Origin of the sequence: Stenotrophomonas sp. A3_2 (assembly GCF_036624925.1) — a bacterium.
Classification (GTDB): Bacteria; Pseudomonadota; Gammaproteobacteria; order Xanthomonadales; family Xanthomonadaceae; genus Stenotrophomonas; species Stenotrophomonas hibiscicola.
Window position 1 is genome coordinate 1 of the sequence record NZ_JAZKVY010000226.1, and the last position, 25,519, is coordinate 25,519.

The following is a 25,519-nucleotide window of genomic DNA, read 5'->3' on the forward strand; positions in this document are numbered from 1 at the left end:
TGTGGCGACGAGCAACGGCTTTGACTGATGTGGAGGTCTTGCAGGCCTCTTTGGCGACCTGCAGTTTGAAACGAGCGTCGTATCTGTTCATGTATCCCTCGGGGTTGGATCTGGCGTCCAACTCCCGGGGGTCACTTCACCCTGGGGGCTTGGCCGCGGCATCCATGCCGCGGACACCCCCGCAATCCCACCCATCCCGTCCTTCGACAGTTTCCGGTGTGCCCACCACGGAAGAAAGAAGGAAGAGCAGGAGCAAAGCGGGTCGCGCGCTGTGCGCGCTCTTCTGTAGAGCCGAGCCATGCTCGGCTGCTCTTCAACGTGATGACTGGAACCCCGCGCCACGCGCGTCAGCCGAGCATCGGCTCGGCTCTACAGCAGCTGGCGAAGCATCGCCTTCAGCCTGCGCCCTTCCAGCTGGAAGTAGTCGCGCTGCTCGCGCCAGGCGGGGAAGCGTTGTTCCACTTCGTGCCAGAACGCAGGCGAGTGATTGGGCTGGATCAGGTGGCAGAGCTCGTGCACCAGCACATACTCGAACGCTTCCGGACGACCGAGCACCAGGGCCAGGTCCAGTGCCATGCTGCCGTCGGGGGCCAGCGAGCCCCATTGCGAGGACATCACCTTCAGCCGCAGGCGGCTGGGGGCGCGCGGCAGAGTGGGCAGGTACTTCGGCAGCCAGCGGCCGACGTCGGCGCGGGTCTGAGCTTCGTAGAATTCGCGCAGCAGACGGCGCAGGGTGGCGTCGCCGCCGCGGGTCGGCCACTGCACGCAGGCGCCGTGCGCGTCGATCTCCAGGCGCGCGTAGCGCCCTTCCTGCCAGCGCAGCGGCAGCAGTTCGCCGCGCAGGGGCAGCACACCGTCTTCGCCCGGCTGCAACGGTGGCGGCAGGCCCTGGCCCTGGTACTGCCGCAGCTGCAGCGCCAACCAGTCGCGGTGCTGTTCCAGGAAGCGTTCGCCCATCACCAGGCTTGCGCGCGGCGGCAGGGTCAGGCGTGCGCCGCGTTCGTCCACGCTCAGCTTGATGCGCCGCGCACGCGGATCACGCACGCGCAGGACCTCGATCTCGGCATCCTCCAGGCGCAGGCGAACGGTGTCGCGCTGTACGGTGGCGGGCGGGGTCGGGCTGATCAGGCGGCGCAGCAGACGGCTCATGCGCCCAGCATAGCGCCGCTTCGGGCCGCCGGATGACCGGCGGCCGTCGCGCTGCCTGTTCAGTCAGCCTTGCTGAGCTTGAAGGCTTCTTCCAGCAACAGGAACAGGCGGCGGATCTCGGCGCTCTGCAGGGCAAAGCGGGCGTCGAACTCGGCGCGGCGTCCGTCTTCGTCGGCATGCTCCAGCTGGTCCAGGGCGCCGTCGAGGAACTTCAGCTTGCGCACGATCAGGTCGTCGCCGATGACGAAGGACAGGTTGTCCTCGAAGATCAGCGCCAGCTTGGTCACCTGCTTGCCGGCGTCCAGGTGCTTGTCGATCTCGTCGCAGCGCAGTTCCTGGTGCTGGCACTTGACCACCGCGCCGCCTTCCACCGGGTCCTTCATCTCGCACTCTTCGCCCAGGCTCAGTCCGGTCGGCAGCGGCTCGCCGGCGATCCAGCCGGTCAGGATCGAGCGCGGCGCGACTTCGGCGTTCAGCGGCATCGCCGGGAAGCTGCCGAGCAGGCCGCGGATGTCGGACATGAAGTACTCGCCAGTCTTGCGGCTGGAGGTATCCACCGCCACATAGCCGTGCTGCAGGTCGATGAAGGCGTCGTTGCGCGAGGACTTCACAAAGGCGCGCGGCAGCAGTTCATGCAGCAGGTCATCCTTCATGCGCTTGCGCTCGCGGCCACCTGGGCGGCGGCCTTCCTTCTCCTCGATCTCCTCCAGCTTGCGCTCGAGCAGGTCGTTGACCACCGCTGCCGGCAGGATCTTGTCCTCGCCGCCCACGGTCAGCCACAGGTGTTCGGCGATGCGGTGGGAGAGCTGCTCCTTTTCCTCGCGGCCGAACGGCGAGATGAAGCCGCGCGAGTTCATTTCCAGCGCGCCAACAGGCTTGAGCACGGCGTGCGGCAGCAGGGTATCGACTTCGGAAAAATCGGTGGCGGTCGGAAAACGGAAGAACGTCAGGTTGCGAAAGAACATGGAATTCCGGATGGCAAAGAGGAAGGGCGACCGACCTTAAACGGTGGGCGTCTCGGGATCTGCGTCGGCATCGGCCGGGGAACCGGCCAGCCAGGCATGGGCATCGGGCAGCGGCGCGTCGTCGCGACGGCCCAGCGCCATGAAGTCGAACAGGGTAGTGTCGGCCAGCTGCGAGGGCCGGACGTCGCCCATGGCGCGCGCGATCTGCTCGATGCGGCCGGGATGGTCCTTTTCCCACTGCTTCAGCATCAGGCCGACCTGGCGGCGCTGCAGGTTCTCCTGGCTGCCGCACAGGTTGCAGGGAATGATCGGGAACCGGCGTGCCTGCGCGTAGTCGACGATGTCGCTTTCGCGCACGTAGGCCAACGGCCGGATCACCACGTGCCTGCCGTCATCGCTGCGCAGTTTCGGCGGCATCCCCGCCAGCTTGGCGTGGTGGAACAGGTTCATGAAGAAGGTGGCCACCATGTCGTCGCGGTGATGGCCCAGCGCGATCTTGGTGAAACCGTGGGTTTCGGCGTAGTTGTAAAGCGCGCCACGACGCAGGCGCGAGCACAGCGAGCACATGGTCTTGCCTTCCGGAATGACCCGGCTGACCACCGAGTAGGTGTCCTGCTCGATGATGTGGTACGGCACGCCCAGCCCAGCCAGGTACTCCGGCAGAATGTGCTCAGGGAAGCCCGGCTGTTTCTGGTCCAGGTTCACCGCCACCAGCTCGAACGGCACCGGTGCCTTCTTCTGCAGCTGCAGCAGCACGTCCAGCAGGGTGTAGCTGTCCTTGCCGCCGGACAGGCAGACCATGACCTTGTCGCCGGCCTCGATCATGCCGAAGTCGGCGATCGCCTCGCCGACCTGGCGGCGCAGGCGCTTGGCCAGCTTGTGCTGCTCGCGCTCGGCCACGCGTGGATCGCGGGCGGCGCGCGGCTGGGGATCGGGAAGGGAAATCACGGCACTCATGGGCTCCATTCTAACGGCTCGGAGCGGCCCCGGCCGGGGGTCGGTATTCCCCTCTCCCGGCGGTCATCATCGCTGTGTATGCTCGGAACCTGTGGACACCTACGACCCCGCCGAGATCGTCGAACGCCTCGCCGCCCTGCGCGCCGAGCACCGCCTGCTGGATGAACAGATCACCCGCATGGCGGCCAACGGCGAGGACGAACTGGAAGCCAAGCGCCTGAAGCGGCGCAAGCTGCAGTTGAAGGATTGCATCGCCAGGCTGGAGAGCCTGCAGATTCCCGACGAGCCGGCCTGAGCCGGGTTCAGGTGGGTGCCAACCCGGGTTGGCCTCCTGCTCCGGTACGTGCCAACCCTGGCCGGCACGACGGGAAGGTGTGCGGACCAAGGTCCACACCCACCGCAGGATTCAGTTCAATCCTGCGGCGCCGGCTCGTCCGGGCGCGCCGCTTCCGGGCTGACCCGCTCGATGGTGTGGCGCAGCTCGCGGCCGAGGATGAACTTGGCATCCTTGGCCCAGGCATCCAGGCGCTCGTCGAACAGCAGCTTGCTGTTCTCGTCCGGCCACACCAGGCGCAGCTCGCGCAGCTTCTGGATGAAGCCACGGAACAGGGCCTTGTCGAAGAACTCCGGCGCCGCCGGCGCATAGAGCAGGCTCAGGCGCTGCGCGGCCTGCTGGCACAGGCTTTCCAGTTCGGCGGCGCCAAGCACGCCGGGGCCGTTCTTCACCAGCACCGAAATGGCGATGTAGTAGCGCTCGAACGCCTGCTGCAGCGAGTGCCCGATGGCGCGCAGGCGGAAGACCTCGTCGGTCTGCCCGGTGTTGCGCGCCAGAATGCCGCCGTCGTCGTCATTGACGTTCTGCAGCAACCCCTCACGCACGAACACGTTGATGGTCTGGTCGATGCGCTGGGCGAACTCGTCCTCGCTCCACGGCAGGAACAGCTCGGCCTGCAGGAACGGGTACACCGTACGGCCCAGCTGGACCAAGCCGGCGCGGCTCATGCGGCGGTTGTTCTGGAAGCAGCAGGCCACCCACGACGAGGCGGTGAACAGGTGCAGCACGTTGTTGCGGAAGTAGCTCAGCAGCACCGCGGTATCGCCGCTGACGCTGAGCACATCGCCCAGGGGGTGCTTGACGCGGGTGAGGACGTTGATTTCCTCGGCGTGGGCGATGATCCGCTCCGGCGAGTGCGGGGTCACCGTCACCCGGTCCGAATATGGCATCTCGACCAGCAGGGTCTTGCACAGCTCGATCTGCGCGATCAGGTCGGCCTCGCCCATCGCGTGCTTCGGCGTGGACAGCAGCGCCAGCGCCAGCAGGTTGATCGGGTTGACGTCGGCGGCGCCGTTGATGCGCACCTGGATGCGTTCGGCCAGCGTATCCACCGTGGTCGACAGCCAGGCCGGCTTCTCGTCCTCGGACACCGCCTCGCCCTTCCACTCCGGCGCCTTCTCGGCCAGCACGTCGTTCAGTGCGATCGGTTCGCCAAAGTTCACCACCACCTGGCCGTAGTTCTGCTTGAGCACCTTGGGGATGCCCCACAGCAGCGACCAGATCGATTCCTTTTCCTTCGGCCGGCCGGACAGTTCGTCCAGATAGCTGCCGCCTTCCATCAGTTTCTCGTAGCCGATGTAGACGGGCTGGAACAGCACCGGCTTGCGCGGCTGGCGCAGGAACGCACGCAGCGTCATCGAGATCATGCCGCCCTTGGGCTGCAGCAGGCGGCCGGTGCGCGACCGGCCACCCTCAACGAAATACTCCAGCGAATAGCCACCGGCCACCAGCTGCGCGACGTACTCGCTGAGCACCGCCGAGTACAGCGCGTTGCCGCGGATCGAGCGGCGGATGAAGAACGCACCGCCCTTGCGCAGCAGGGTACCCACCACCGGCAGGTTCAGGTTGATGCCGGCCACGATGTGCGGCGGCACGATGCCACGGTCGTACAGCAGGTAGGACAGCAGCAGGTAGTCCATGTGGCTGCGGTGGCTGGGCACGTACACCACTTCGTGGCCCGGCGCGGCAGCCTTGAACTTGTCCAGGTGGTGCACCAGCACGCCCGCATAGATGCGGTTCCACACGTGGCTGAGCATGAAGCTGGCCGAGCGCACGACCGGGCTGGAATAGTCCGCGGCGATTTCCCAGGCGTAGGCGTGTGCCTTCTTCCAGGCATCGGCCGGCTTCGAATTGTCGCGCTTGGCCTGTGCGGCGATCGCCTCGCGCACCGGTTCGGCAGCCAATACCTGGTCCACCAGCAGGCGCCGCGTCGACAGGTCCGGGCCGATCACCGATTCACGGATGCGCCGGAAGTGCGTACGCAGCACGCGCTGCAGCTTGCGCACCGTGCGCTCCGGCTCCAGGCCTTCGTCCACGGTGCTGCGCAGCGAGATCGGCGGGGCGAAGCGCACGATGGTATTGCGCCCGTTCAGCAGCAGGCCCAGCAGGCGGCGGAAGCGACCGACCAGCGCCCAGTTTTCCGAGAACAGCACCGCGAACCAGCCGCTCTGCTTGTCCGGCGCGCGGCCGACGAAGATAGACACCGGCACCAGGTGCACGTCCAGGTCGTCGCGCACGCGGTGCGCCTGCAGGACCTTGGCCAGCGAATCGGAGTGGGTCTTGGCGCCGCGCTGCTCGGGAATCAGCGAGTTGCTGGAGCTGCGCCGCGACAGCGCCAGGTAGGCGCGCTTGCGCCCGGTCGGGTCACCGGCCAGCGGCACCAGCGGCGAGGGCAGCCCGGCCTGGCGGCAGGCCTTGTCCAGGATCAGCGCGTTGGACAGGCCGTAGTCTTCCAGCACGTACACGACCGGACGGCCATCGTTGTACTGGCCTGGGTCTTCCGGCTCGATCTTCAGCGACAGCCACGGCTCGACCAGGCGGCCCAGCAGGCGAGCCCACAGCGGGCGGCGGCCGGCCGGACGCGCGTGCACGGGCGGCGGTACCGGGTTCGGGCCGGTGCCGGTCGAGGGGGACGCCGGCACCGTATCGGCGGGCGTCGACTGGGATTCTTCGCCGGGAAACGGCAGCGGGTTCTGTTTCGACATCGGCGCCATTATGGCTTAGGCGGCGGCGTTGCTGCTTCCCCACCCCCAGCAGGGGCTTCAGCCGGTGATGGCGAGGCCGCAGCGCGGGCCGCGTCGGCCTTGCGCAGCAGCGCATCGGTGTCGGCCAGGGTGCGGGTCAGGTACCAGTGGCCCTCGCGGCGGCTCAGCGGCAGCTGCAGGATCATTTCGCGGCCAGCCAGGTCGTAGTGCAGGCGTACCAGCGCATTGTCACCCTCCACCGAGAGCAGCTCACCGCGCACGCTGCGCAGCGCCTCGTCCACGCCCAGTCCGTAGCTGCCCAGCACGGCCTTGAGGGTGTGGATGAACGGCGCCAGCTGCTGCAGGCTGCCTTCCATGCCGGCGGCCTGCAGGCCGGCCTCATCATCGAACCCAACCTTGCCGGCCGCGCCAACCAGTGCGGCGATGGTGCTGCGCGCGCGGGCGCGGTCACTGATCGGTGCGCCCTGCGCCCAGCTGGCGAGGGTTTCCACCAGGGCGATGTAGTGCGCCTGTTGTCCGGGCGTATAGCCCTTCTGGTGGCGCAGGTACTGCACGCCGAAGTTGCCCATCGACTGCGCGGCCTGGCGAACGGCGCCGGCCTGTCCGGCCAGCTGGCGATCGAAGCTGCGCTGCAGTTCGGCGCTGGCGTTGGGCTTGCGCAGCGCGGCCAGCATCGGCAGCAGCTGGTCACCCAGCGGCAGTTCGGTCAGCGGCCACTGGCTGTGGCCTTCGGTCCAGGCCTGTTGCAGGCGCTGGTACTGGCTGGGCGGCACCGACAGCTTCGCGTAGCCGACCAGATCGTCCTCGGCCAGGCGCAGGGCCATCGCCTGCACCGCCGCGACCGGTTCGGCTGCCGGCTTGGCCGGATCATCGGCTGATTCGCGGCACGCGACCGCCGCCAGCAGCAGCATGGCTGCCAGCCCCCATCCACGCGCAGACCTTCCTCGCACCGCCACGCTCATGCAATCGGACTCCCCGGACCGGTCCGCATCTTGCGGCCTGCGACGTGACAGCGGCAAGCCGGGACGTCACGGTTTCCGCTGTTGCCTGTGCAAGTCACTGACGGGAATAAAAAAAGAGCCGGGATCACGGGGATCACAGGCTCTTCAAACCGGCGCAGGGCCGGTGGACAGTGTTGTGGCACATGTCCGGTCCGAGGACCGGATGGCGGCGATCCTACGCTGCCGCTCAAGTTAAGGCAACACTTCACGTAATGCGCCTTAAACTATTGATTTTATTGATTAACCTGATGATGGGGGTGGAAGCAATGAAATCTACGGCAGGTTTTGCGGCGATTCGGGCACAACCGCTCGGTAGACAGATGCAAAAACGCCATCCCGCGCGGGCCGGGATGGCGTTCGGGCCTGCAGCCTTCGCAACGGAACCTCAGCGCGCACCCAGTGCCGACGCGATTTCCTGCTGGATGGCCCGGGCCGCGGCCTGCGGATCGGTGGCCAGGCGGATCGGACGGCCAACCACGATGGCATCGGCACCATCGGCAAACGCCTGGGCCACGCCAACGGTACGCTTCTGGTCATCGCCGACCGGGCCACCGGGGCGGATGCCCGGGCAGACGATCGAGAACCCGGCGCCGGTCGCGGCGCGAATCGGGCCGGCCTCCTGGCCCGAGGCGATCACGCCATCGATGCCGGCCGCCTGCGCGGCCAGCGCGCGTTCGACCACCACCTCCACCGGTTCACGGTCGATGCCCATCTGCGCCAGGTCCGGGCGGCCCATCGAGGTCAGCACGGTCACCGCCAGCAGGCGCATGTCGCTGCTGTTGGCGGCGGCGCAGGCTTCCATCATCGCCGGGTGCCAGCCGTGGATGGTGGCGTAGCTGACCGGCCACTGCGAAAGGCGCTTGATCACCGCCGCGGCGGTGGCCGGGATATCGAAGAACTTCAGGTCGACGAACACGCGCTTGTCGCGGCGGGCCAGCTCGTCCAGCACCTGGAAGTACTCGCCCGACGCCAGCAGTTCCATGCCGATCTTGTAGAACGCCACGCTGTCGCCGAGGCGGTCGACCCACTCCAGCGCCTGCGCGCGATCAGGCACGTCCAGCGCGAAGATCAGGCGCTCGTCGTCGCGCAGCGGCAGTGGCGCGCGGCTCATGGTGCGTAGTCCAGGGCAGCGCGCTTGGCGTCGTGGCGGGCCTGGCGCGACTGGCTGTAATCGTTGTTGAACTGCGCCGGCTCGAAGCCACCGTAGGTCGGGTTGGGCAGCATCCACCAGCGCTCGCCGAACCAGTCGTGGTACTGCTGCAGCAGTGCGTCACGGCCTTCGTTGGTGTTGGCGGTCACTTCCACGAAATCGCCCAGCTGGTCGCCGAACTGCATCAGCACGCGGTACTTCTGCCCGGCCAGGCGGCGGCGGCAGTTCTTCTCGCTACCGGCCTGCTCGCACCCTTCGACCACGGTGCCCAGGCCCAGGAACACGCTGTCATCGGCCACCGGCAGGCCCTGCTCGCGCAGGTTGGCCAGGGTCGCGTCCTTCAGGTGCACGGCGCGGTTGGAGATGTACAGCAGGGTCACGCCCTTGGCGTTGGCAGCCTTGGCGAAATCCACCACGCCCGGAATGGCCTTGGCCTTCTTCTCGGCCACCCACTGGTCCCAGCTCAGCTCGTCGTATTCCTTGCCGTCGCGCACCAGGCGCGCCTGGTAGGGCGAGTTGTCCAGCACGGTCTCGTCCACGTCCAGTACCACGGCCGGCTTCAGGCCCTTGGCCTCGTTGCCGCGTTCTTCCGGCACCAGTGCGTCCCAGTGGGCTTCCTTCAACGCGACATCCAGGTGGTCGGCGGCGGCACGATAGGTCTGCTCGGTGATGGCCTTGTACTCCTGCGCGCGCTGCATCCACAGCACCGCATTGAGATTGTCGTTGGCCGTGGCATCGAGCACGCCATCGGCCTTGGCAGCGGCAGCGGGCGCCTGCGGGGCCGCGGCTTCGGCGGCAGGCGCCTCCACGCGCTTGCAGGCGGACAGGCCCAGCGCCGCAGTGGCGAGCAGGGTCAGGGACAGGGAAACGGGACGACGCATGGATTCACCGGCAATCAGATATACCGGCGCATTTTACCGGCAAAGGCGGCCCCGGGACGGCTATGCTTGGCGGTTGACCCGTTGCCCTTCCGGAGGCCGCCATGACCGATTCCACCCAGACCCCCGACGTCCCCCTGCTCGACGCCGTGCAGGCACGCCTGCTGGGCTGCCTGGTGGAAAAGGAGGCGACCACACCGGACACCTACCCGCTGACGGTCAACGCCGCCCAATCGGCCGCCAACCAGAAGACCGCGCGCGAGCCGGTGATGAACGTCGATGCCGGCAGCGTGCAGCACGCGCTGCGCCAGCTGGAAACGATGGGCCTGGCCCGCCAGCACTTCTCCTCGCGCGCGGACCGCTACGAGCACCGCCTGCAGGCCGCGCTGGACCTGACCCGACAGCAGACCGTGCTGCTGGCGCTGCTGCTGCTGCGTGGGCCGCAAACCCTGGGCGAGCTGGTGTCGCGCAGCGAGCGTCTGTACCGTTTTGCCGACACCGACGAAGCCCGCCACGCCATCGAGCGCCTGCAGCAGCGCGCGCTGCTGGTGGTGCTGCCGCGCGCCAGCGGCCAGCGCGAAGACCGCTACATGCACCTGCTGTGCGGAGAAGTGGACGGCGCGGCACTGGCAGCGAAGTACGCCAGCGGCGGCGGTGGCAGCAGCGATGCGGCCGATCCGGGCCTGGCCGAGCGCGTGGCCCGGCTGGAAGCGGCCGTGGCCGAGCTGCAGGCGCAGCTGGACGAACTGCGCGGCTGAGGGGGTGGGTGCCGACCGTTGGTCGGCACTGCATCTGAATCGTACCGACCAACATCAGGGGTCAGACCTGCGCCGCACCCGGCGTGGCATACAACCGGCTCGGGCTGTCCACGCCCGGCAACTGGATCACCCCGCGCGTCTGCATACCCAGGCCCTGCAGGATCTTCCCGGACACCACGTTGTCCAGATCGGTGATGCCATACAGATCGTGCAGGCCCAGCGCTCCACGCGCATGCGCGAACACCGCGCGTGCCGCCTCACCGGCATAGCCCTGCCCCGCGAATTCCGACAGCACCGCATAGCCGATGTCCGGCCCCGGCAGGCCATCCCGCCGCACCAGCCCGGCGTTGCCCAGCCAGGCACCATCGGACAACCGCTCGATGGCATACATGCCGAAGCCATTCAACGCATAGCTGTGCAGCACCCGCAGCGCAATGTACTCGCGTGCCTGTTCTTCGTCGCGCACGTTGCGGTCACCGATGAAACGCACGAAGCCCGGATCGTTGAGCAGGGCCAGCATCGGTGCCGAATCACGGTCAGGTTCAATGGCCCGCAGCCGCAGGCGCTCACTCTCGATCGGTTGCACAGGCAGACCTCCAGCCGAAACCCCGATTCTGCCTCAACCGCCGGCTGTTGCTTTTGATTTCCTCTGCATTGCCGTGGAAGGAAGCGCCCGGAATCTGTCAGAGGCCGGTCGGGGTGGGTTCGCGGGGGTATCCGCGCCATGGATGGCGCGGCTAAGCCCCCAAGGACGGGTTCACGGCGTCCCCCGCGAACCCACCCCGACCGGCCACACTGCGGAACCAACGCGTGCTCCACCACGGAGGGGCGGCGCCGTTGGAGCGCCCTAGTCGAACAACGCCTCGATCGCCGCCAACCCCGCACTCGCCCGTTCCTTCTTGCGCGCCGCATCGGCCACCGGATCGGCGCCATCGCGCTGGATCTCCTCGGCCGGAATCTCCTCGAAGAACCGGCTCGGCTTCAGGCGTACGTGTTCGCCGAACTTGCGCGTCAGCTTGCTGTAGCTCATCCACAGCTGGATCTTGGCGCGGGTGATGCCCACGTACAGCAGGCGCCGTTCTTCCTGCAGGTTGCCCTCGTCCAGGCTGACCTGGTGCGGCAGCACGCCGTCCTCGCAGCCGACGATGAACACGTACGGGAATTCCAGGCCTTTGGAAGCGTGCAGGGTCATCATGCGCACCTGGTTGCCGCCCTCGTCCTTGTCGCTGCGCGACAGCAGCGCCAGCTGGCCGGCCAGGTCGGCGGCGGTTGCACCGCGCGGGCCGCCCTCGAACCACTGCGCCAGTTCCTCGATGTTGTTTGCGCGGCGCTGGTAGCTGGCCTCTTCCTTGGCCTGCTGGCGCAGCTCGCTCAGCAACCCGGATTCCTTGGCCACCTTGCGGATCATGTCGCCGGACGTCACCTGGCGCATCTGTGCACGCAGGTCGCGCAGGATGTCGGTGAAGCGCGCCAGGCTGTTGGCCGCGCGCGGTGGGAGCTGCTGCAGGGCACCGATGGTTTCTGCCACATGCGCCATCGGCATGTCCTTTTCCTGGGCCAGCTCGGCCAGCTTGGCCAGCGTGCCGGCACCGACGTCGCGCTTGGGCGACTGCACCGCACGCATGAACGCGGTGTCGTCATCCGGGTTCACCAGCAGGCGCAGCCAGGCCAGGGTGTCTTTCACTTCCTGGCGTTCCAGGAACATGGTGCCGCCGGTCAGGTGATAGGGAATGCGCAGCAGCTGCATCGCCTTTTCCAGCGGGCGCGACTGGAAGTTGCCACGGAACAGGATGCAGAAGTCACTCCACGGCACGTTGCGCGATTGCGCCACGAAGGCGATCTCGGCGGCGACCTTCTCCGCTTCATGTTCGCTGTTGCGGCATTCCCAAACACGGATGCGTTCGCCGTCGGCCTGGTCGCTCCACAGCTTCTTCAGGTGCTCATGCGGATTGTTGGCGATCAGCGCGTTGGCGGCGCGCAGCACGCGGTTGGAGCAGCGGTAGTTCTGCTCCAGCTTGATGATTTCCAGCGTGGGGTAATCGCGCCCCATCTGCTGCAGGTTTTCGGGATTGGCGCCACGCCAGGCGTAGATCGACTGGTCATCGTCGCCGACGCAGGTGAAGTTGCCCTTCTCGCCGGCCAGCTGCTTGAGCAGGCGGTACTGCGCGTCGTTGGTGTCCTGGCATTCGTCCACCAGCAGGTAGCCGATGCGCTCGCGCCAGGCCAGGGCGATGTCCGGATTCTCTTCCAGGATCTGCACCGGCAGACGGATCAGGTCATCGAAGTCGACCGCATTGAACGCGGTCAGCCTCAGCTGGTATCGCTCGTAGACGCTGGCCGCTTCCTTCTCGCGGTTGCTGCGTGCGGCGGCCATCGCCTGTTCGGGCGACAGGCCGGCGTTCTTCGCGCGCGACACCAGGTTCTTCATGTCCTCGATGTCGTCGGGCTTGGCCCCGTGCATCAGGTCCTTGATCTGCGCAGCGGCATCGTCGGCGTCGAAGATCGAGAATCCACGCTTCAGGCCCACCGCCGCGTGCTCGATCTGCAGGAACTTCAGGCCCAGCGCATGGAAGGTGCAGATCGTCACCTCGTCGGCATCCTGCTCGCGCAGGCGCTTGGCCACACGCTCGCGCATTTCCTTGGCCGACTTGTTGGTGAAGGTGATCGCCGCGATGCGGCGTGCCGGGTAGCGGCCACAGCTGATCAGGTGGGCGATCTTTTCCACGATCACGCGCGTCTTGCCGCTGCCCGCGCCGGCGAGCACCAGCAGCGGACCTTCGATGTGCAGGACGGCGGCGGCTTGGGGGGGATTGAGACCGTGCATGGGATGGGGATTGTAGCGGGGCGGGGTGACGACCACAGCGGCCTGCCGGCGGGGTTGCTGAACGGCTTCGGCGAAGCGGGGCCGCGGCGTACAATCCGTCGATGGCCAAGCTCTACTTCTACTATTCGGCGATGAACGCCGGCAAGACCACCACCCTGCTGCAGAGCGCCCACAACTACCGCGAGCGCGGCATGCGGGTGGCGATCCTGACCCCGCGCCTGGACGATCGTGCCGGCGCCGGCGTGGTTGCCTCGCGGATCGGCCTGCGCGCCGAGGGCATGGCCTTCGACCGTGATACCAACCTGCAGCGCTGGGTAGAGCAGGACCTGGCGGCGAACGGTCCGATGGGCTGCGTGCTGGTGGACGAAGCGCAGTTCCTCACCCGCGCCCAGGTCTGGCAGCTCAGCGAGGTGGTCGACCAGCTGCGCATTCCGGTGCTGTGCTACGGGCTGCGCACCGACTTCCGCGGCGAACTGTTCGAGGGCAGCCAGTACCTGCTGGCCTGGGCCGACGAGATGCAGGAGATCAAGACCATCTGCCACAGCGGCAAGAAGGCAACGATGACGGTACGCGTGGATGAGCATGGCCACGCAGTACAGGACGGCCCGCAGGTGGAGATCGGTGGCAACGACCGCTACGTGTCGGTCAGCCGCGCCGAGTTCAAGAAGATCACCCGCGGCGAAGGGCGGATCGATCCGGCGCAGGCGCCGCTGCCGTTGTAAAGGGTGTTCGGCAGGGCTGCGCCCTGCACCTGCAGAGGCAACAGCAACGTCAACAGCGAACGCTGGCATTCCGTGGGATGGCGGGGCACTGTGGGTGTGCGGGGACGGCGCAAGTACGTCCATGTAGCCTTGGTCGCCGCATCCATGCGGCTCACACCCCGCAAACCCACAGTGCCCCGCCTTCGACAATTGGCCGGCGGCCAGTAGATCCACGCCATGAGTGGATGAAAATCTGTCAGATATCGAATGAAATTCCGGGGTCAGATCCGTTTTCCTTCGGAAAACGGATCTGACCCCTGATTGATTTCGATATCTGACAGAAGTGTCGACCAAGGTCGACACCTACCAACCGCCATCGGAACCTGTCAGAGGTGGGGCGGTGTCGGAGTGCGGGGTGTCAGCCGCATGGATGCGGCTGCCAAGCTTACAGGGACGTACTTGCAGCGTCCGCGCACTCCGACACCGCCGCGCCATCCCACGGAAAGCCCGCTTTTGCTGTTGAGGTTGCCGGCCAGCGGCCGGCACTACCGCGGGTGCAGGGCTGCAAGCCCTGCCGAACCACCCCCCCCTAATCGTGCCCGCTGTCGTCCAGGCTGATGATGCCGCGCCGCAGCGCCTGGGTGACCGCATGGGTGCGATCACCCACGCCGAGCTTGTCCATCAGGCTTTTCATGTGCGCCTTCACCGTCTGCTCCGAAATCTGCATGCGCTCGCCGATGCGCTTGTTCGACAGCCCTCCGGCCACGTACCGCAGTACCTCGGTCTCGCGCGGTGACAGGCGGTCTTCGATCACATGCGCGGCGATGCTGGCGGCCACCGCTGGAGGAATCGGCGCACGGCGGCCACCGGCCACCATGCGGATGGTGTCGACCAGTTCGTGGCGCAGCATGTCCTTCAGCAGATACGCGCTGGCGCCGGCCTGCAGTGCCCTCACCGCGCGTACGTCACCGCGATAGGTGGTCAGCACGATGATGCGGGCGCGTGGGTCCAGCGCGCGGATCCGCACGATGGCTTCCACACCATCCAGGCGGGGCATCTGCAGGTCCATCAGCACGACGTCAGGCTGCAACTGCTGGTAGCGTGCGATGGCTTCTTCGCCATCGGCGGCTTCGCCGAGCAGGCGCAGGTCGGCATGAGCGCCCAGCAGTGCCGCCAGGCCATCACGCAGCAGCGGGTGGTCGTCGACCACCAGCACGCCGATCGGGGCAGGGGACTCAGTCATGGTTTTCTCTACTCCAGGGCCAATGCCAACGCGATCGGCGGCGCTGATACAGCCGCCGGGCCGGAACTGCCAGCGCGACTTCGGTACCCAGCCCGGGGCGGGTCCACAGCTGCAGTTCCGCGCCGAGGCGCTGGGCGCGCTCACGCATGCCCTGCAGGCCCCAATGGCCATGGCCGGCATTTTCGTGGGTGATGCCCACGCCATCGTCGCGCACGTGCAGCAGGAAGCAGCGCGTTCCGTAGGAAAGTTCCACTTCGATGGCGCTGGCGTTGGCATGACGCAGCGCATTGCGGATGGCCTCGCGCCCGATCAGGAACACCTCTTCGGCCGCGTCGGCCTGCAGCGGTGGCGTCGCGCCTTCCACGGTCAGGCGCAGGGGATTGATGCCATGCCCGGCGTATTCGGCGTGCACGTCGGCCAGCGCCGAAGCGAGGTCGCGGCCCGCGAACGGCGCCTCGCGCAGCGCATTTACCCGCTCGCGACCCTCGGCCAGGTTGCGCTCGGCCAGCTGCATCGCTGACTCAAGCTGGCTGCGCACCGGTTCCGGCGTCTGCGCTGACTGGCTGATCGCGTGCAGGCGCAGGATCAGGCCCTGGCTACCCTGCAGCAGGGTGTCGTGCAGGTCGCGCGCGATGCGTTCGCGTTCGCCGTTGCGCTCCTGCAGGCGCGCGCGGAACAAGGCTGCCAGCTGGCCGCTGCGGATGCGTACGGCCAGCACCAGCAGTGCAAGCACGGCGGCGGTGCACAGCAGCTTGAACCACAGGGTCTGCATGAAGGTGGGAGCGATGCGGAAGCTGCGGCTGGCCGGTACGGTGCTCCAGATGCCATCCTCGTTGGCGGCTTCCACCTCGAACCGGTAGCTGCCGGGCGCGAGGTTGGTGTAATACGCACGTGTGCTGCTGCCAGCGTCCTGCCAGCCGTCATCCACGCCCGACAGGCGGTAGCGGTATCGGTTGCGCTCCGGACGTGCCAACGACAGCGCCACGTAATCGATCTGCAGCTGGCTGGTGCCGGCCGGTAGGCGCAGACCATCGCGTAGCGGCGCGTGCTCGCTGCCATACAGCACCTCGCCGATGCGCACGCTGGGAGCCATCGTATTGACGTGCGAGCGGGTGGTGTCCAGCCAGGCCAGGCCCTGGTTGGTGGCCAACCACAGCAGGCCGTCGTCGGCCAGCGTTGCGGTGGCGATCGGTCCGCTCTGCAGGGCAATGCCCGGCATGCCGTCAGCTGCGTCGAACAGGCGTGGCATGACCGGCAGGCCGTTGCGCACGGCGCGGCGCAGCAGGCCGGTTTCCAGGCGAACCAGGCCACGGCTGCCGTTGAGCCACAGGTATCCATGTGCATCGGTGACCATGCCGGTGATGCCTTCCAGTACGCCGGCCATGTCAGTGCGCACCGGAACGAAACGGCCATTGCCCAGGCGTGCTGCCAGCCCGGCCTCGCCGGCGATCAGCAGAAGGTCCCGGTGGTGCAGCATCGCGGTGATCGGCCCTACCGACAGGCCGTCCCCGGAGTCGAAGCTCTCGGTGCCATTCGCACCCAGGCGGCGCAGGCGGCCATCGGCATAGCCGAGCAGCAGCTGGCCATCGGCATCCAGCGCCAGCGATGAGCAGGCCTGCTCGGGCAGGCGGATTTCACGTTGCCACTGGTCATGCTGGTAGTGCAGCACCCCGCGTTCGCCGGTGCAGACCCAGGCCTGTCCGTCATCGGGGAACAACAGGGCATGCAGCGGCTGCCCGGTGAACGGCGCCGGCAGCGGGATCAATGTGGTGTGGCCGGCGACCGTGCGCGCGAGGTTGACCCAGTCGAACTGCCAGATCGGCGTGGGTGCCTGGCGCGCGGCAGCCTGCAGCTGCGTGGCGCTGCCATCCAGCAGGGTGCGCCGCAGGTCGTAGGGCTTGAGGTCTTCGCCATAGCCATACACGCGGCCATCGCTGGCCCGTACCAGCGAGCGGTAGGGATCGCTTGGACCCACCGCCAGGGTGTGCACGCTGCGTGCGCGGAAACGGTTGAGGCCGAGATTGGTGCCAATCCAGAGATTGCCTTCGCGATCGACGATGATCGGCACGGCCGAGGTGGCGGTCAGTCCTTGCGGCGAATCGAAGCGTTCCATGCGCACGGCCCGGGTGCCGGCGAAGGTGATGTGGGCAACGCCGCCGTGCGGACTCATCGTGGCCCACAGCGCGCCATCGGCAGTGAACTGCAGGCGCGCAGCGACCAGTTCCGGCAGCCGCCGTGCCTCACGTTCGCTGTCTGCCAGCAGACCCTGCGCGTTCGCCAGTGGCGAGGTGCCGCGCACCCGGTCGGCCAGCCACACTTCACCCTGCGGGCTTTCGGCCAGCGTCGCCATCTGCGAGACCGCGATGCCGGTGTCCTCGAACGCGGTCTGGCCCGCCGCGCGCATCCAGATCTTCAGGCCGGCCAGCACCCAGAACCTGCCCCGGCTGTCGTGCAGCACCCACTGCACACGGTGCTCGGGCAGGCCGGCAGCGGCCGGCAGTGGCTGCCAGCGGTGTCCGTCAAAGCGGCGCAGCCCGCCATTGATCGCCGCCCAGAGTTGGCCATCGCGATCCTGGCTGAAGCGCGGCACCACGCCGACCGGCACCCCCTGCTCACGGCCGTAGCTGTGCAGCCGTCCCTGCGCGAAGCGGCTGATGCCGGCCTGGAAGTAGCCGATCCACAGGGCGCCGTCGGCGGCATGCGCCAGCGTGACCATGTTGGTGGACGGGAACTGGCTACCGACGGGCGCTGCCTGCCGTTCGAAGCGACGGCCATCGAAGCGGTACAGGCCCGAGCCGGTAGCCAGCCACAACAGGCCCTCACGGTCCTGGGCAATGTCCCATATATCGCCTGGGGTGCCCTGGCCGACACGCCAGGCGGTATGTTCGTAATCGGGCAGGCCACCGCTCACCGGCGGGCGCTGCACGGCAAGGGCGGGCAGGGCGGTCAACAGCAGCAGGCACGTCAGCAGCGCCGGCAGGCGACGCAGGAACGGGAAGGGGCGGCCACGCATGGCGCGCATTCTGGCAGGTGTGGGGCAGCCCGGGGTGACCCGAACGGGGTAGGCGGTGGCCGCTGCGGTCGGCTATCACGCCGGCATCTCCTCCTGGAACCTGGCCATGCAGCGCCTGTTCGTGATGTTCCCTGATCGGGGGCCGGGCATCGGCCTGTTGTGGTTCCGGCTGTGCGTGACCGCCGCGCTGTGCGCGCCGGATGCTCATGGCAGTGGGTGGTCGGCGCTGTGCCTGCTTGCAGCGGCCATGCTTGCACTGGGTATGTTGACGCCACTGGCAGCGCTCACGGCGGCCGTGGGCCTGTTCGCGCAGCAGGCGCCCTGGCCACTGGTGGCATTGCCGCCGGCGCTGCTGCTTGTGGGGCCGGGGGCCTATTCACTGGATGCGTGCCTGTTCGGGCGCCGCCTGCTCGGCCGTCGGCCTCCCCCATTCGGGTAGGTGCCGGCCTCGACCGACGGGGGTAGGGCATCGCGCAACGGCCACGCACCATGGGGCACCCCCTCGCGGCGCCCCGCATGGCCACCGTCACTCCGCCCGATCCGCCCGCCGCGCCACTGGCACCGCAGCAGGCCGCCGCACTGCAGCGCGCCCTGCGCTATGTCGACGAGCATCTGTCGCAGCCGCTGCGGGTCACCGAACTGGCGGCCGTCGCCTGCGTCAGCCGCTTCCACCTTGTGCGCCTGTTCCGTAGCGGCACCGGCGCCAGCCCGCTGCGCTATGTGCGCCGTCGCCGCATCGAACGCGCACGCCAGCTGCTGCCTGGCGCGCAGTTGCCGATGGCGTGCCTGGCCCAGCAGCTGGGCTTCTTCGACCAGAGCCACTTCGTCCGCAGCTTCCGCGCGGAGACCGGCTGCAGCCCCGGCCAGTACTTGGCCGGCGATGCCGCCCTGTCGCTTCCCCTTGATCGTGTTTCCAACGGAGTCCATCCATGACCCATGCCACCGCCACGCCCGCCCCGGCCCTGCTGTCGCCCACCGACCATGCCCTGGTGCTGATCGACTTCCAGTCACAGATGGCGTTCGCCACCCACACCATCGATATCTCCACGCTGCGCAACAACGTGTCGCTGATCAGCAAGGGCGCCAAGGGGTTCAAGGTGCCGGTGGTGCTGACCACGGTCGCCGAAGCGTCGTTCTCCGGGCCGATGTTCCCGGAACTGCCGCAGATCTTCCCCGGCCAGCCGGTGTTCGACCGCACGTCGATGAATACCTGGGAAGACCGGCCGGTGATCGACGAGATCAACCGCATCGGCAAGCGTCGGCTGGTGCTTGCCGGCCTATGGACCAGTGTCTGCATCGTGGGTCCGGCGCTGTCGGCGCTGGCGCAGGGCTTCGAGGTCTACGTGATCACCGATGCCTGTGGCGATGTCAGCGAAGAAGCGCACGAGCGTGCGATCACCCGCATGGTGCAGGCCGGCGCGGTTCCGATGACCAGCGTGCAGTACCTGCTCGAGCTGCAGCGCGACTGGGCGCGGGGTGAAACCTACGACCTGACCACCGGCATCGCCCGCGACCACGCCGGCGGCTACGGCATCGGCATCCAGTATGCCAAGCGCATGTTCGGCGCGCAGGAAGGTGGGCACTGAGCATGCTGGCCGGCCATGGCCTTGACCTGGCCCTGCTGATGCTGCGCGTGGCGGCAGGAGGCTTCCTGCTGCCGCACGCGCTGGGCAAGCTGTTTGGCTGGTTCGGCGGACCGGGGCTGGCCGGCTTCGCCACCGAGCTGCGCGGTTTCGGGCTGCCGGCAGTGGCGCCGTTGCCGCTGCTGTTGGCCCCGTTGCAGGTGCTGTCCGGGCTGGCCGTGCTGCTGGGATGGCAGACCCGCATTGCCGCGCTTGCAGCGGCTGCTTTCATCGGCTTCACCGTGCTGTTGGCCCTGCCCAGGGGCTGGTTCTGGATGCGCGGTGGCAGTGAGTACCCGTTGATGTGGACCACGGTACTGCTGGCCATCGCGCTGGCCGGGCCCGGCACCTGGGCACTGGACGTCCATCGCCTTCCGGGAGACCTCGCATGAGTCACGATCCCCTCGACCACGGCCGCCGCACCGTGATGCTGGCCAGCGGCGCCGCGGTTGCGCTCGGCCTGGCCGGTCGCGCCGCTGCCGCACTCGATTCCACTTCCAAGGAGCGTCGCATGAGCACCCTGGTCATCCGCAATGCCCGCATCACCACCCTCGACCCTCAGCAGCCGCACGCCCAGGCACTGGCCGTGCAGGAGGGCCGCATCGTCGCCGTCGGCAGCGACGAGGAGATCATGCGCGGCTGGGGCAATGAAGCGACGCTGATCGACGCGCAGGGCAGGCGCCTGCTGCCTGGCCTCAACGACAGCCATACCCACCTGATCCGTGGTGGCCTGAACTACAACCTTGAACTGCGCTGGGACGGCCTGCGTTCGCTGGGCGACGCCCTGGACATGTTGAAGGCCCAGGTCGACCGCACCCCTGCACCGCAGTGGGTGCGCGTGGTCGGTGGCTTCACCGCCGCACAGTTCAACGAGAAGCGCCTGCCGACGCTGCAGGAGCTCAACGACATCGCGCCGGATACGCCGGTGTTCCTGCTGCACCTGTACGACCGCGCGCTGCTCAACCGCGCCGCGCTGCGTGCGTGCGGCTACAGCAAGGACACGCCGGATCCGCCGGGCGGGCAGATCGTGCGCGATTCGCTGGGCAACCCGACCGGGCTGCTGCTGGCCAAGCCGAATGCGTTGATCCTGTACGCCACGCTGGCCAAGGGGCCACGCCTGCCGATCGAGTACCAGGCCAATTCGACGCGCCACTTCATGCGCGAACTGAACCGGCTGGGCGTCACCTCGGTGATCGACGCTGGCGGCGGCTTCCAGAACTACCCCGAGGACTACCAGGTCATCGAGCAGCTGCATCGCGATGACCAGCTGACGGTGCGCATCGCCTACAACCTGTTCACCCAGAACAAGGGCAGGGAAGTGGATGACTTCCGTGGCTGGAGCGAGATCCTGCAGCCGCGCCAGGGCGATGACCTGCTGCGCCACAACGGCGCGGGCGAGATGCTGGTGTTCTCCGCCGCCGACTTCGAACTGTTCAACGAGCCGCGCCCGGAACTGCCGCCGGAGCTGGAGCCCGAACTGCACGACGTGGTGAAGCTGCTGGTCGAGAAGCGCTGGCCGTTCCGCATCCACGCCACCTACGACGAGAGCATCACCCGCATCCTGGATGTATACGAACAGGTCAACCGCGAGGTGCCATTCGATGGCCTGCACTGGTTCATCGACCACGCCGAGACCATCACTCCGCGCAATATCGAGCGCATCCGCGCGCTGGGTGGGGGTATCGCCGTGCAGCACCGCATGGCCTACCAGGGCGAAGCCTTCGTCGAGCGCTACGGCGTGCAGGCGGCACGGCACACGCCGCCGGTCAAGCGCATGTTGGCCGAGGGCGTGCCGGTGGGCGCAGGCACCGACGCCACCCGCGTGGCCAGCTACAACCCGTGGGTGGCGTTGTCCTGGCTGGTGACCGGGCGCACCGTGGGCGGGTTGGCCCTGTATGGCGAGGAAAACCTGCTCGAACGCGAGCAGGCGCTGCGCCTGTGGACCCAGGGCAGCGCCTGGTTCTCCGGCGACGAAGCAGTGAAGGGGACATTGAAGGTTGGTCAGCTGGCCGACTTCATCCTGCTCTCGGCCGATTTCTTCCGCGTCCACGACGCGCAGATCGCCGACATCACCAGCATGCTGACCGTGGTCGGCGGCCGCATCGTGCACGCCGACGGCGATTATGCTGGGCTGGCGCCGCAGCTGCCGCCGGCGATGCCGGACTGGTCGCCGGTCAACCGGTTCGGTGGTTACCACGTTGGTGGTGCCGCCACCGGATTGGCCGCTGCCCATCGCCACCATCACGGTGTGGCCTGCAGTACGCATGGTGCTCACGGTCATGCCGCGCAACATGCGGCGCCCACCGATGACCTGACCGCCTTCTGGGGCGCGATGGGATGCTCGTGCTTCGCGTTCTGAGCCTGGCGCTGCTGGCCGTGCCATGGATGGCGCTGGCCTGTGACACCGGCCGCTGCACCGACGTGGGCGGCGGGCAACTGCAATGGGACGCCTCGCTGCGCCTCAGGGGGATGTACTACGACCCGGCCCGATTCGGTATCGGCGGCAGTGAAGACGGCTACGGTCTGCTGCGGGCACTGGCGTCGGCCACGTATGTCGAGGACAACTGGCAGGCACGGGTGCAGCTGGGCGTGCATGCCGAGAATGGCAAGGCAGGCGGCCCGGGCCGTACCGACAGTGGCGCGTTGGACGTGCAGCAGGCCTACTGGCGCTGGCAGCGCGGTGGGTTCCATCTGCAACTCGGTCGGCAGGAAGCCGGCTATGGCAGTTCGCGGCTGTTGTCGGTGCGCGATGGGCCGAACATCCGGCTGGCATTCGATGGCGCCCGTGCAGGCTGGAAAGGCCGCCTCGGCACGCTGGACCTGATGGCGCTGCGACCGCTGGAGAACCGACCCGGCGCCTTTGATGACCGCGGCGAACGCGGTGCCCACCTGTGGGGCGCGTATGCGACCACCGCGCGGGGTCGTGGCCCAGGGCAATGGGATCTGTACCTGCTGGACTACCGTCGTGAAGGCGCGCGCTTTGCGGCGGGCTCCGGTACCGAGCGGCGGGAGACCCTCGGTGCGCGTTGGTTCGGCCAGTTCGGTGCGCTGGACTGGAACAGCGAGCTGGTGGCGCAGGGCGGTGAACTGCAGACGGTTGCCGGCACGCTGGATGTCCGCGCCTGGACGCTCGCCACCGACACCGGCTGGCGCTGGACCGAGCGGCCGCTGCAACCGAGGCTGGGGCTGAAGGCGGATATCGCCAGTGGCGACGGCAAGCTGCATGACGGCCGCCTGGGAACCTTCAATGCACTGTTCCCTAAATCGGCCTACTTCAGCGAGGCCAGCCTGCTGGCCCCGGCCAACCTGATGGACCTGCAACCGACCCTGACCCTGCGCCTGCATCATGCGGTGACCACGGAACTGGGCGTACAGATGGCGTGGAAGCAGCGTCGTGCCGATGCGGTCTACACCACACCGGCACCGCTGCTGGCGTTGCCGGGGAGCGCCGGTGGCGCGCGCCGCATCGGCACCCAGTACAAATCTGAAACCCGCTGGCAGGCCAGCAAACACTGGCAATGGCAGCTGCAGCTGGCCTGGGTCGACGCCGGTCCTGCACTGAAGCAGGCCGGAGGCCAGGACACGCTGTTCGCCTCGATCGTTGGAGCATGGCAATGGTGAACGCAACCGCGTCGCAACACTCCACACAGGCCGCAGGCGCCTGGTCCCCGCTGAAGATCCAGATGTTCCGTTCGATCTGGCTGGCAATCCTGGCCAGCAACATCGGCACCTGGGTCAATGATGTAGCCGCCGCCTGGGTGATGGCCGAACGCACCGGTTCGCCGTTGATGGTGGCCCTGGTGCAATCGGCCACCACGGTGCCGATCGTGCTGCTGGCGCTCGCTGCCGGCACCCTGGCCGACATTGTCGATCGCCGGAAGTACCTGCTGGCGACCCAAGGCTGGATGCTGCTGGTGGCCGCAGCGATGGCCGCGTTGACCGCGATGGACCTGCTGACCCCGCAGTTGCTGGTGCTGCTGACCTTCTGCATGGGCTGTGGTGCGGCGATGGCAATGCCCGCGCAGGCCGCCATTGTCTCCGAGCTGGTACCCCAGCCGATGCTGGCCTCGGCGGTGGCGCTGAACTCGATCGGCATCAACATCGCGCGCTCGATCGGCCCGGCCATTGGTGGCGTGATCGTGGCGCAGCTGGGTGCGGTGTGGGCATTCGGCTTCAACGCCATCACCTTCGCCGCGATGCTGTTCGTGGTGTGGGGCTGGACGCGTGATCCCAAGCAGTCCAGCCTGCCACCGGAAGGTTTCGGTGCCGGCTTGAAGGCGGGCCTGCGTTACGCCAGCCGCGCCGGGCGGCTGCAGGCGGTGCTGATCAAGTCGGTCGGCTTCTTCTTCTTTGCCGCGGCGATGAACGCGCTGTTGCCGGTGGTGGTGCGTGGGCAGATGCATGGCGGGGCGGGGCAGTACGGCATGCTGCTGGGCTGCATCGGCATCGGCGCAGTGGGCGGTGCGCTGCTGCTGCCGAAGCTGCGTGCGCAGCTGGATCGTGACCTGTTGGTACTGCTGGCGACCTTGTCGCTGGCCCTGAGCCTGGTCGGGCTGGCGCTGACCCGCAGCTGGTACGTGCTTCCGGCGGTGATGCTGGTCAATGGATTTGCGTGGATCACCGTGCTGTCGTCGCTGCAGATCGCTGCGCAGACTGCGGTTCCGGCATGGGTACGTGCGCGTGCGCTGGCGCTGTACATCATGGTGTTCTCTGCCGGCATGGCCGCCGGCGGCCTGAGCTGGGGCGCGCTCGCACTGCGTACGTCGCCGGAGCTGGCGTTGCTGGTGGCTGCCGCAGGTGCGGTGATCGGCGGATTGCTGGTGTGGCGCGTGCGTATTGCTGGCACCGAGGATCTGAACCTGCGTCCGGCCGGGCACTGGCCGGCGCCGGAACTGTCGGTGCCGGTGTCGAATGATCGGGGGCCGGTGCTGGTTACCATCGAGTACCGCATCGACGATGCTGACCGTGCCAAGTTCCAGGCGCAGATGCGCGCGCTGGGCACGATCCGTCGCCGCGACGGTGCGGTGGTCTGGGGTGTGGTCGAGGACGTGGCCAGCCCGGGCATCCACCTGGAGTATTTCGTGACCCCGTCGTGGCTGGAGCACCTGCGCCAGCACGAGCGCATCACCGCGGATGACAAGGCCATCCAGGAAGTGCTGCGGGAGCTGCATCGCGGCGAGCGCGCCCCCGTGGTGCGTCACTTCGTGGGAGGGCATGACCCGCTGCCAGCCGCCGTGCCGCATCACCACACCGACATCTGACCCGCCGGTGGTAGAGCCGGCCGCTGGCCGGCTGCGCGTGATCACGATGGATGATCGGGTTGCCGGCCAGCGGCCGGCACTACCGAAGGAGCGGCGGCGCCCTGGGGCGCCACCGCGGGACATCATTTGCGCGCGAACGCGAGCAGGTCGGCATTGAACTGGTCGGCGTGGGTGATGGTCAGGCCATGCGGCGCGCCGGCGTACACCTTCAGCTCGGCATCCTTGATGATCTGCGAGGACAGCTTCGCCGAGGCATCGAACGGCACGATCTGGTCGTCATCACCGTGCACGACCAGCGCCGGCACATCGATCTTCTTCAGGTCTTCGGTGTAGTCCACTTCCGAGAATTCGTGCACGCAGTCGTACTGGCCCTTGACGCCACCGAGCATGCCCTGCAGCCAGAACGCATCACGCATGCCCTGGGTGACGGTATTGCCATCGCGGTTGGCACCGAAGAACGGTGTGGTCAGGTCCTTGAAGAACTGCGAGCGGTCACCGCCCGTGCCCTTGCGGATGCCGTCGAAGACCTCCAGCGGGGTGCCGGCGGGGTTGGCATCGGTCTTCAGCATCAGCGGCGGCACCGCGCCGACCAGCACCACCTTGGCCACGCGCGCGCTGCCGTGGCGGCCGATGTAATGGGCCACTTCACCGCCGCCGGTGGAATGGCCGACCAGGATCGCGTCCTTCAGGTCCAGCGCTTCGATCACCGCGGCCAGGTCATCGGCATAGGTGTCCATGTTGTTGCCGTTCCAGGTCTGGCTGGAGCGTCCGTGGCTGCGGCGATCGTGGGCGACCACGCGGAAGCCGTTCTGGCCCATGAACAGCATCTGCGGATCCCAGGCATCGGAAGACAGCGGCCAGCCGTGGGCGAAGACGATCGGCTGGCCGGTACCCCAATCCTTGTAGAAGATGCGGGCGCCGTCGGCGACGGTGATGAAGTTGCTCATTGTGGTTTCCT

23 protein-coding genes are annotated in these 25,519 nt (G+C 67.7%); 10 read left to right on the forward strand and 13 right to left on the reverse strand.

Annotation, left to right across the window (positions count from 1 at the left end):
- The 4 genes from R5H29_RS07830 to ttcA all read right to left on the reverse strand — a co-directional run.
- The coding region (locus R5H29_RS07830) for a transposase (protein ID WP_332329010.1) at positions 1-91 on the reverse strand (91 nt) is incomplete at its 3' end.
- Positions 92-369: 278 nt separating this feature from the next.
- A complete protein-coding gene (locus R5H29_RS07835) occupies positions 370-1,149 on the reverse strand; it encodes a M48 family metallopeptidase (RefSeq protein ID WP_021202266.1) in 780 nt (259 codons plus the stop codon).
- Between the two features lie 59 nt (positions 1,150-1,208).
- Positions 1,209-2,114, reverse strand: a complete 906-nt coding sequence (locus R5H29_RS07840; RefSeq protein ID WP_021202267.1) for a recombination-associated protein RdgC — start codon at positions 2,112-2,114, stop codon at positions 1,209-1,211.
- A 36-nt stretch (positions 2,115-2,150) separates the two neighbouring features.
- Positions 2,151-3,071 carry a tRNA 2-thiocytidine(32) synthetase TtcA gene (gene ttcA, locus R5H29_RS07845; protein WP_171953210.1) on the reverse strand — a complete coding sequence of 307 codons (921 nt, stop codon included), beginning with the start codon at positions 3,069-3,071 and terminating at the stop codon, positions 2,151-2,153.
- Between the two features lie 91 nt (positions 3,072-3,162).
- On the opposite strand from ttcA, the gene R5H29_RS07850 reads away from it, so the two are divergent.
- Positions 3,163-3,366, forward strand: a complete 204-nt coding sequence (locus tag R5H29_RS07850; protein WP_005407501.1) for a YdcH family protein — start codon at positions 3,163-3,165, stop codon at positions 3,364-3,366.
- Positions 3,367-3,482: 116 nt separating this feature from the next.
- Here the strand turns inward: R5H29_RS07850 and plsB are convergent, their stop codons facing one another.
- The 4 genes from plsB to R5H29_RS07870 all read right to left on the reverse strand — a co-directional run bounded on the left by plsB (position 3,483) and on the right by R5H29_RS07870 (position 9,142).
- Positions 3,483-6,119 (reverse strand): glycerol-3-phosphate 1-O-acyltransferase PlsB, encoded by a 2,637-nt coding sequence (gene plsB, locus R5H29_RS07855; RefSeq protein ID WP_171953209.1) that lies wholly within the window; start codon positions 6,117-6,119, stop codon positions 3,483-3,485.
- Positions 6,119-7,072, reverse strand: coding sequence for a hypothetical protein (locus tag R5H29_RS07860; protein ID WP_164145431.1), 954 nt, complete (start codon positions 7,070-7,072; stop codon positions 6,119-6,121). The genes plsB and R5H29_RS07860 overlap by 1 nt, the downstream gene beginning before the upstream one ends.
- A gap of 424 nt (positions 7,073-7,496) precedes the next feature.
- Positions 7,497-8,222, reverse strand: a complete 726-nt coding sequence (gene pyrF / locus R5H29_RS07865) for an orotidine-5'-phosphate decarboxylase (protein ID WP_021202271.1) — start codon at positions 8,220-8,222, stop codon at positions 7,497-7,499.
- The gene (locus R5H29_RS07870) at positions 8,219-9,142 is read right to left on the reverse strand and encodes a 5'-nucleotidase, lipoprotein e(P4) family (RefSeq protein WP_308306058.1); all 924 of its coding nucleotides are present in this window, start codon (positions 9,140-9,142) and stop codon (positions 8,219-8,221) included. The genes pyrF and R5H29_RS07870 overlap by 4 nt, the downstream gene beginning before the upstream one ends.
- 101 nt (positions 9,143-9,243) lie before the next feature.
- Between R5H29_RS07870 and R5H29_RS07875 the strand changes: the two genes are divergently transcribed.
- Positions 9,244-9,897 (forward strand): YceH family protein, encoded by a 654-nt coding sequence (locus R5H29_RS07875; RefSeq protein ID WP_019662241.1) that lies wholly within the window; start codon positions 9,244-9,246, stop codon positions 9,895-9,897.
- Between the two features lie 61 nt (positions 9,898-9,958).
- On the opposite strand, the gene R5H29_RS07880 is transcribed toward R5H29_RS07875, so the two are convergent.
- Positions 9,959-10,483 (reverse strand): GNAT family N-acetyltransferase, encoded by a 525-nt coding sequence (locus R5H29_RS07880; protein ID WP_332329018.1) that lies wholly within the window; start codon positions 10,481-10,483, stop codon positions 9,959-9,961.
- Between the two features lie 261 nt (positions 10,484-10,744).
- On the reverse strand, positions 10,745-12,721 hold the full coding sequence (locus R5H29_RS07885) for a UvrD-helicase domain-containing protein (RefSeq protein WP_058983214.1): 1,977 nt from the start codon (positions 12,719-12,721) through the stop codon (positions 10,745-10,747).
- A gap of 101 nt (positions 12,722-12,822) precedes the next feature.
- Between R5H29_RS07885 and R5H29_RS07890 the strand changes: the two genes are divergently transcribed.
- Entirely contained in the window at positions 12,823-13,443 is a 621-nt protein-coding gene (locus R5H29_RS07890) for a thymidine kinase (RefSeq protein ID WP_332329019.1), read from the forward strand.
- A 568-nt stretch (positions 13,444-14,011) separates the two neighbouring features.
- Here R5H29_RS07890 and R5H29_RS07895 read toward each other — a convergent pair.
- Both R5H29_RS07895 and R5H29_RS07900 read right to left on the reverse strand, forming a co-directional pair.
- Complete coding sequence (locus R5H29_RS07895) at positions 14,012-14,665, reverse strand: response regulator transcription factor (protein ID WP_021204301.1); 654 nt, start codon at positions 14,663-14,665, stop codon at positions 14,012-14,014.
- Complete coding sequence (locus R5H29_RS07900; RefSeq protein ID WP_332329020.1) at positions 14,658-17,687, reverse strand: triple tyrosine motif-containing protein; 3,030 nt, start codon at positions 17,685-17,687, stop codon at positions 14,658-14,660. Before R5H29_RS07900 ends, R5H29_RS07895 begins: the two co-directional genes overlap by 8 nt.
- Before the next feature lie 97 nt (positions 17,688-17,784).
- Between R5H29_RS07900 and R5H29_RS07905 the strand changes: the two genes are divergently transcribed.
- The 7 genes from R5H29_RS07905 to R5H29_RS07935 all read left to right on the forward strand — a co-directional run bounded on the left by R5H29_RS07905 (position 17,785) and on the right by R5H29_RS07935 (position 24,561).
- Positions 17,785-18,117: a hypothetical protein gene (locus R5H29_RS07905; protein ID WP_164145131.1), complete on the forward strand. Its 333-nt coding sequence runs from the start codon at positions 17,785-17,787 to the stop codon at positions 18,115-18,117.
- Positions 18,118-18,167: 50 nt separating this feature from the next.
- A complete protein-coding gene (locus R5H29_RS07910) occupies positions 18,168-18,611 on the forward strand; it encodes an AraC family transcriptional regulator (RefSeq protein ID WP_332329021.1) in 444 nt (147 codons plus the stop codon).
- The gene (locus tag R5H29_RS07915; protein ID WP_019659975.1) at positions 18,608-19,264 is read left to right on the forward strand and encodes a hydrolase; all 657 of its coding nucleotides are present in this window, start codon (positions 18,608-18,610) and stop codon (positions 19,262-19,264) included. Before R5H29_RS07910 ends, R5H29_RS07915 begins: the two co-directional genes overlap by 4 nt.
- 2 nt (positions 19,265-19,266) lie before the next feature.
- Positions 19,267-19,692 (forward strand): DoxX family membrane protein, encoded by a 426-nt coding sequence (locus tag R5H29_RS07920; protein ID WP_332329022.1) that lies wholly within the window; start codon positions 19,267-19,269, stop codon positions 19,690-19,692.
- A gap of 119 nt (positions 19,693-19,811) precedes the next feature.
- Positions 19,812-21,659 (forward strand): amidohydrolase, encoded by a 1,848-nt coding sequence (locus tag R5H29_RS07925; RefSeq protein ID WP_332329045.1) that lies wholly within the window; start codon positions 19,812-19,814, stop codon positions 21,657-21,659.
- Positions 21,638-22,921, forward strand: a complete 1,284-nt coding sequence (locus R5H29_RS07930; protein ID WP_332329023.1) for an alginate export family protein — start codon at positions 21,638-21,640, stop codon at positions 22,919-22,921. Before R5H29_RS07925 ends, R5H29_RS07930 begins: the two co-directional genes overlap by 22 nt.
- A complete protein-coding gene (locus R5H29_RS07935; protein WP_332329024.1) occupies positions 22,915-24,561 on the forward strand; it encodes an MFS transporter in 1,647 nt (548 codons plus the stop codon). The genes R5H29_RS07930 and R5H29_RS07935 overlap by 7 nt, the downstream gene beginning before the upstream one ends.
- Before the next feature lie 122 nt (positions 24,562-24,683).
- Here R5H29_RS07935 and R5H29_RS07940 read toward each other — a convergent pair whose 3' ends face one another.
- Positions 24,684-25,508 carry an alpha/beta hydrolase gene (locus R5H29_RS07940; protein WP_332329025.1) on the reverse strand — a complete coding sequence of 275 codons (825 nt, stop codon included), beginning with the start codon at positions 25,506-25,508 and terminating at the stop codon, positions 24,684-24,686.
- Between the last annotated feature and the right edge of the window lie 11 nt (positions 25,509-25,519).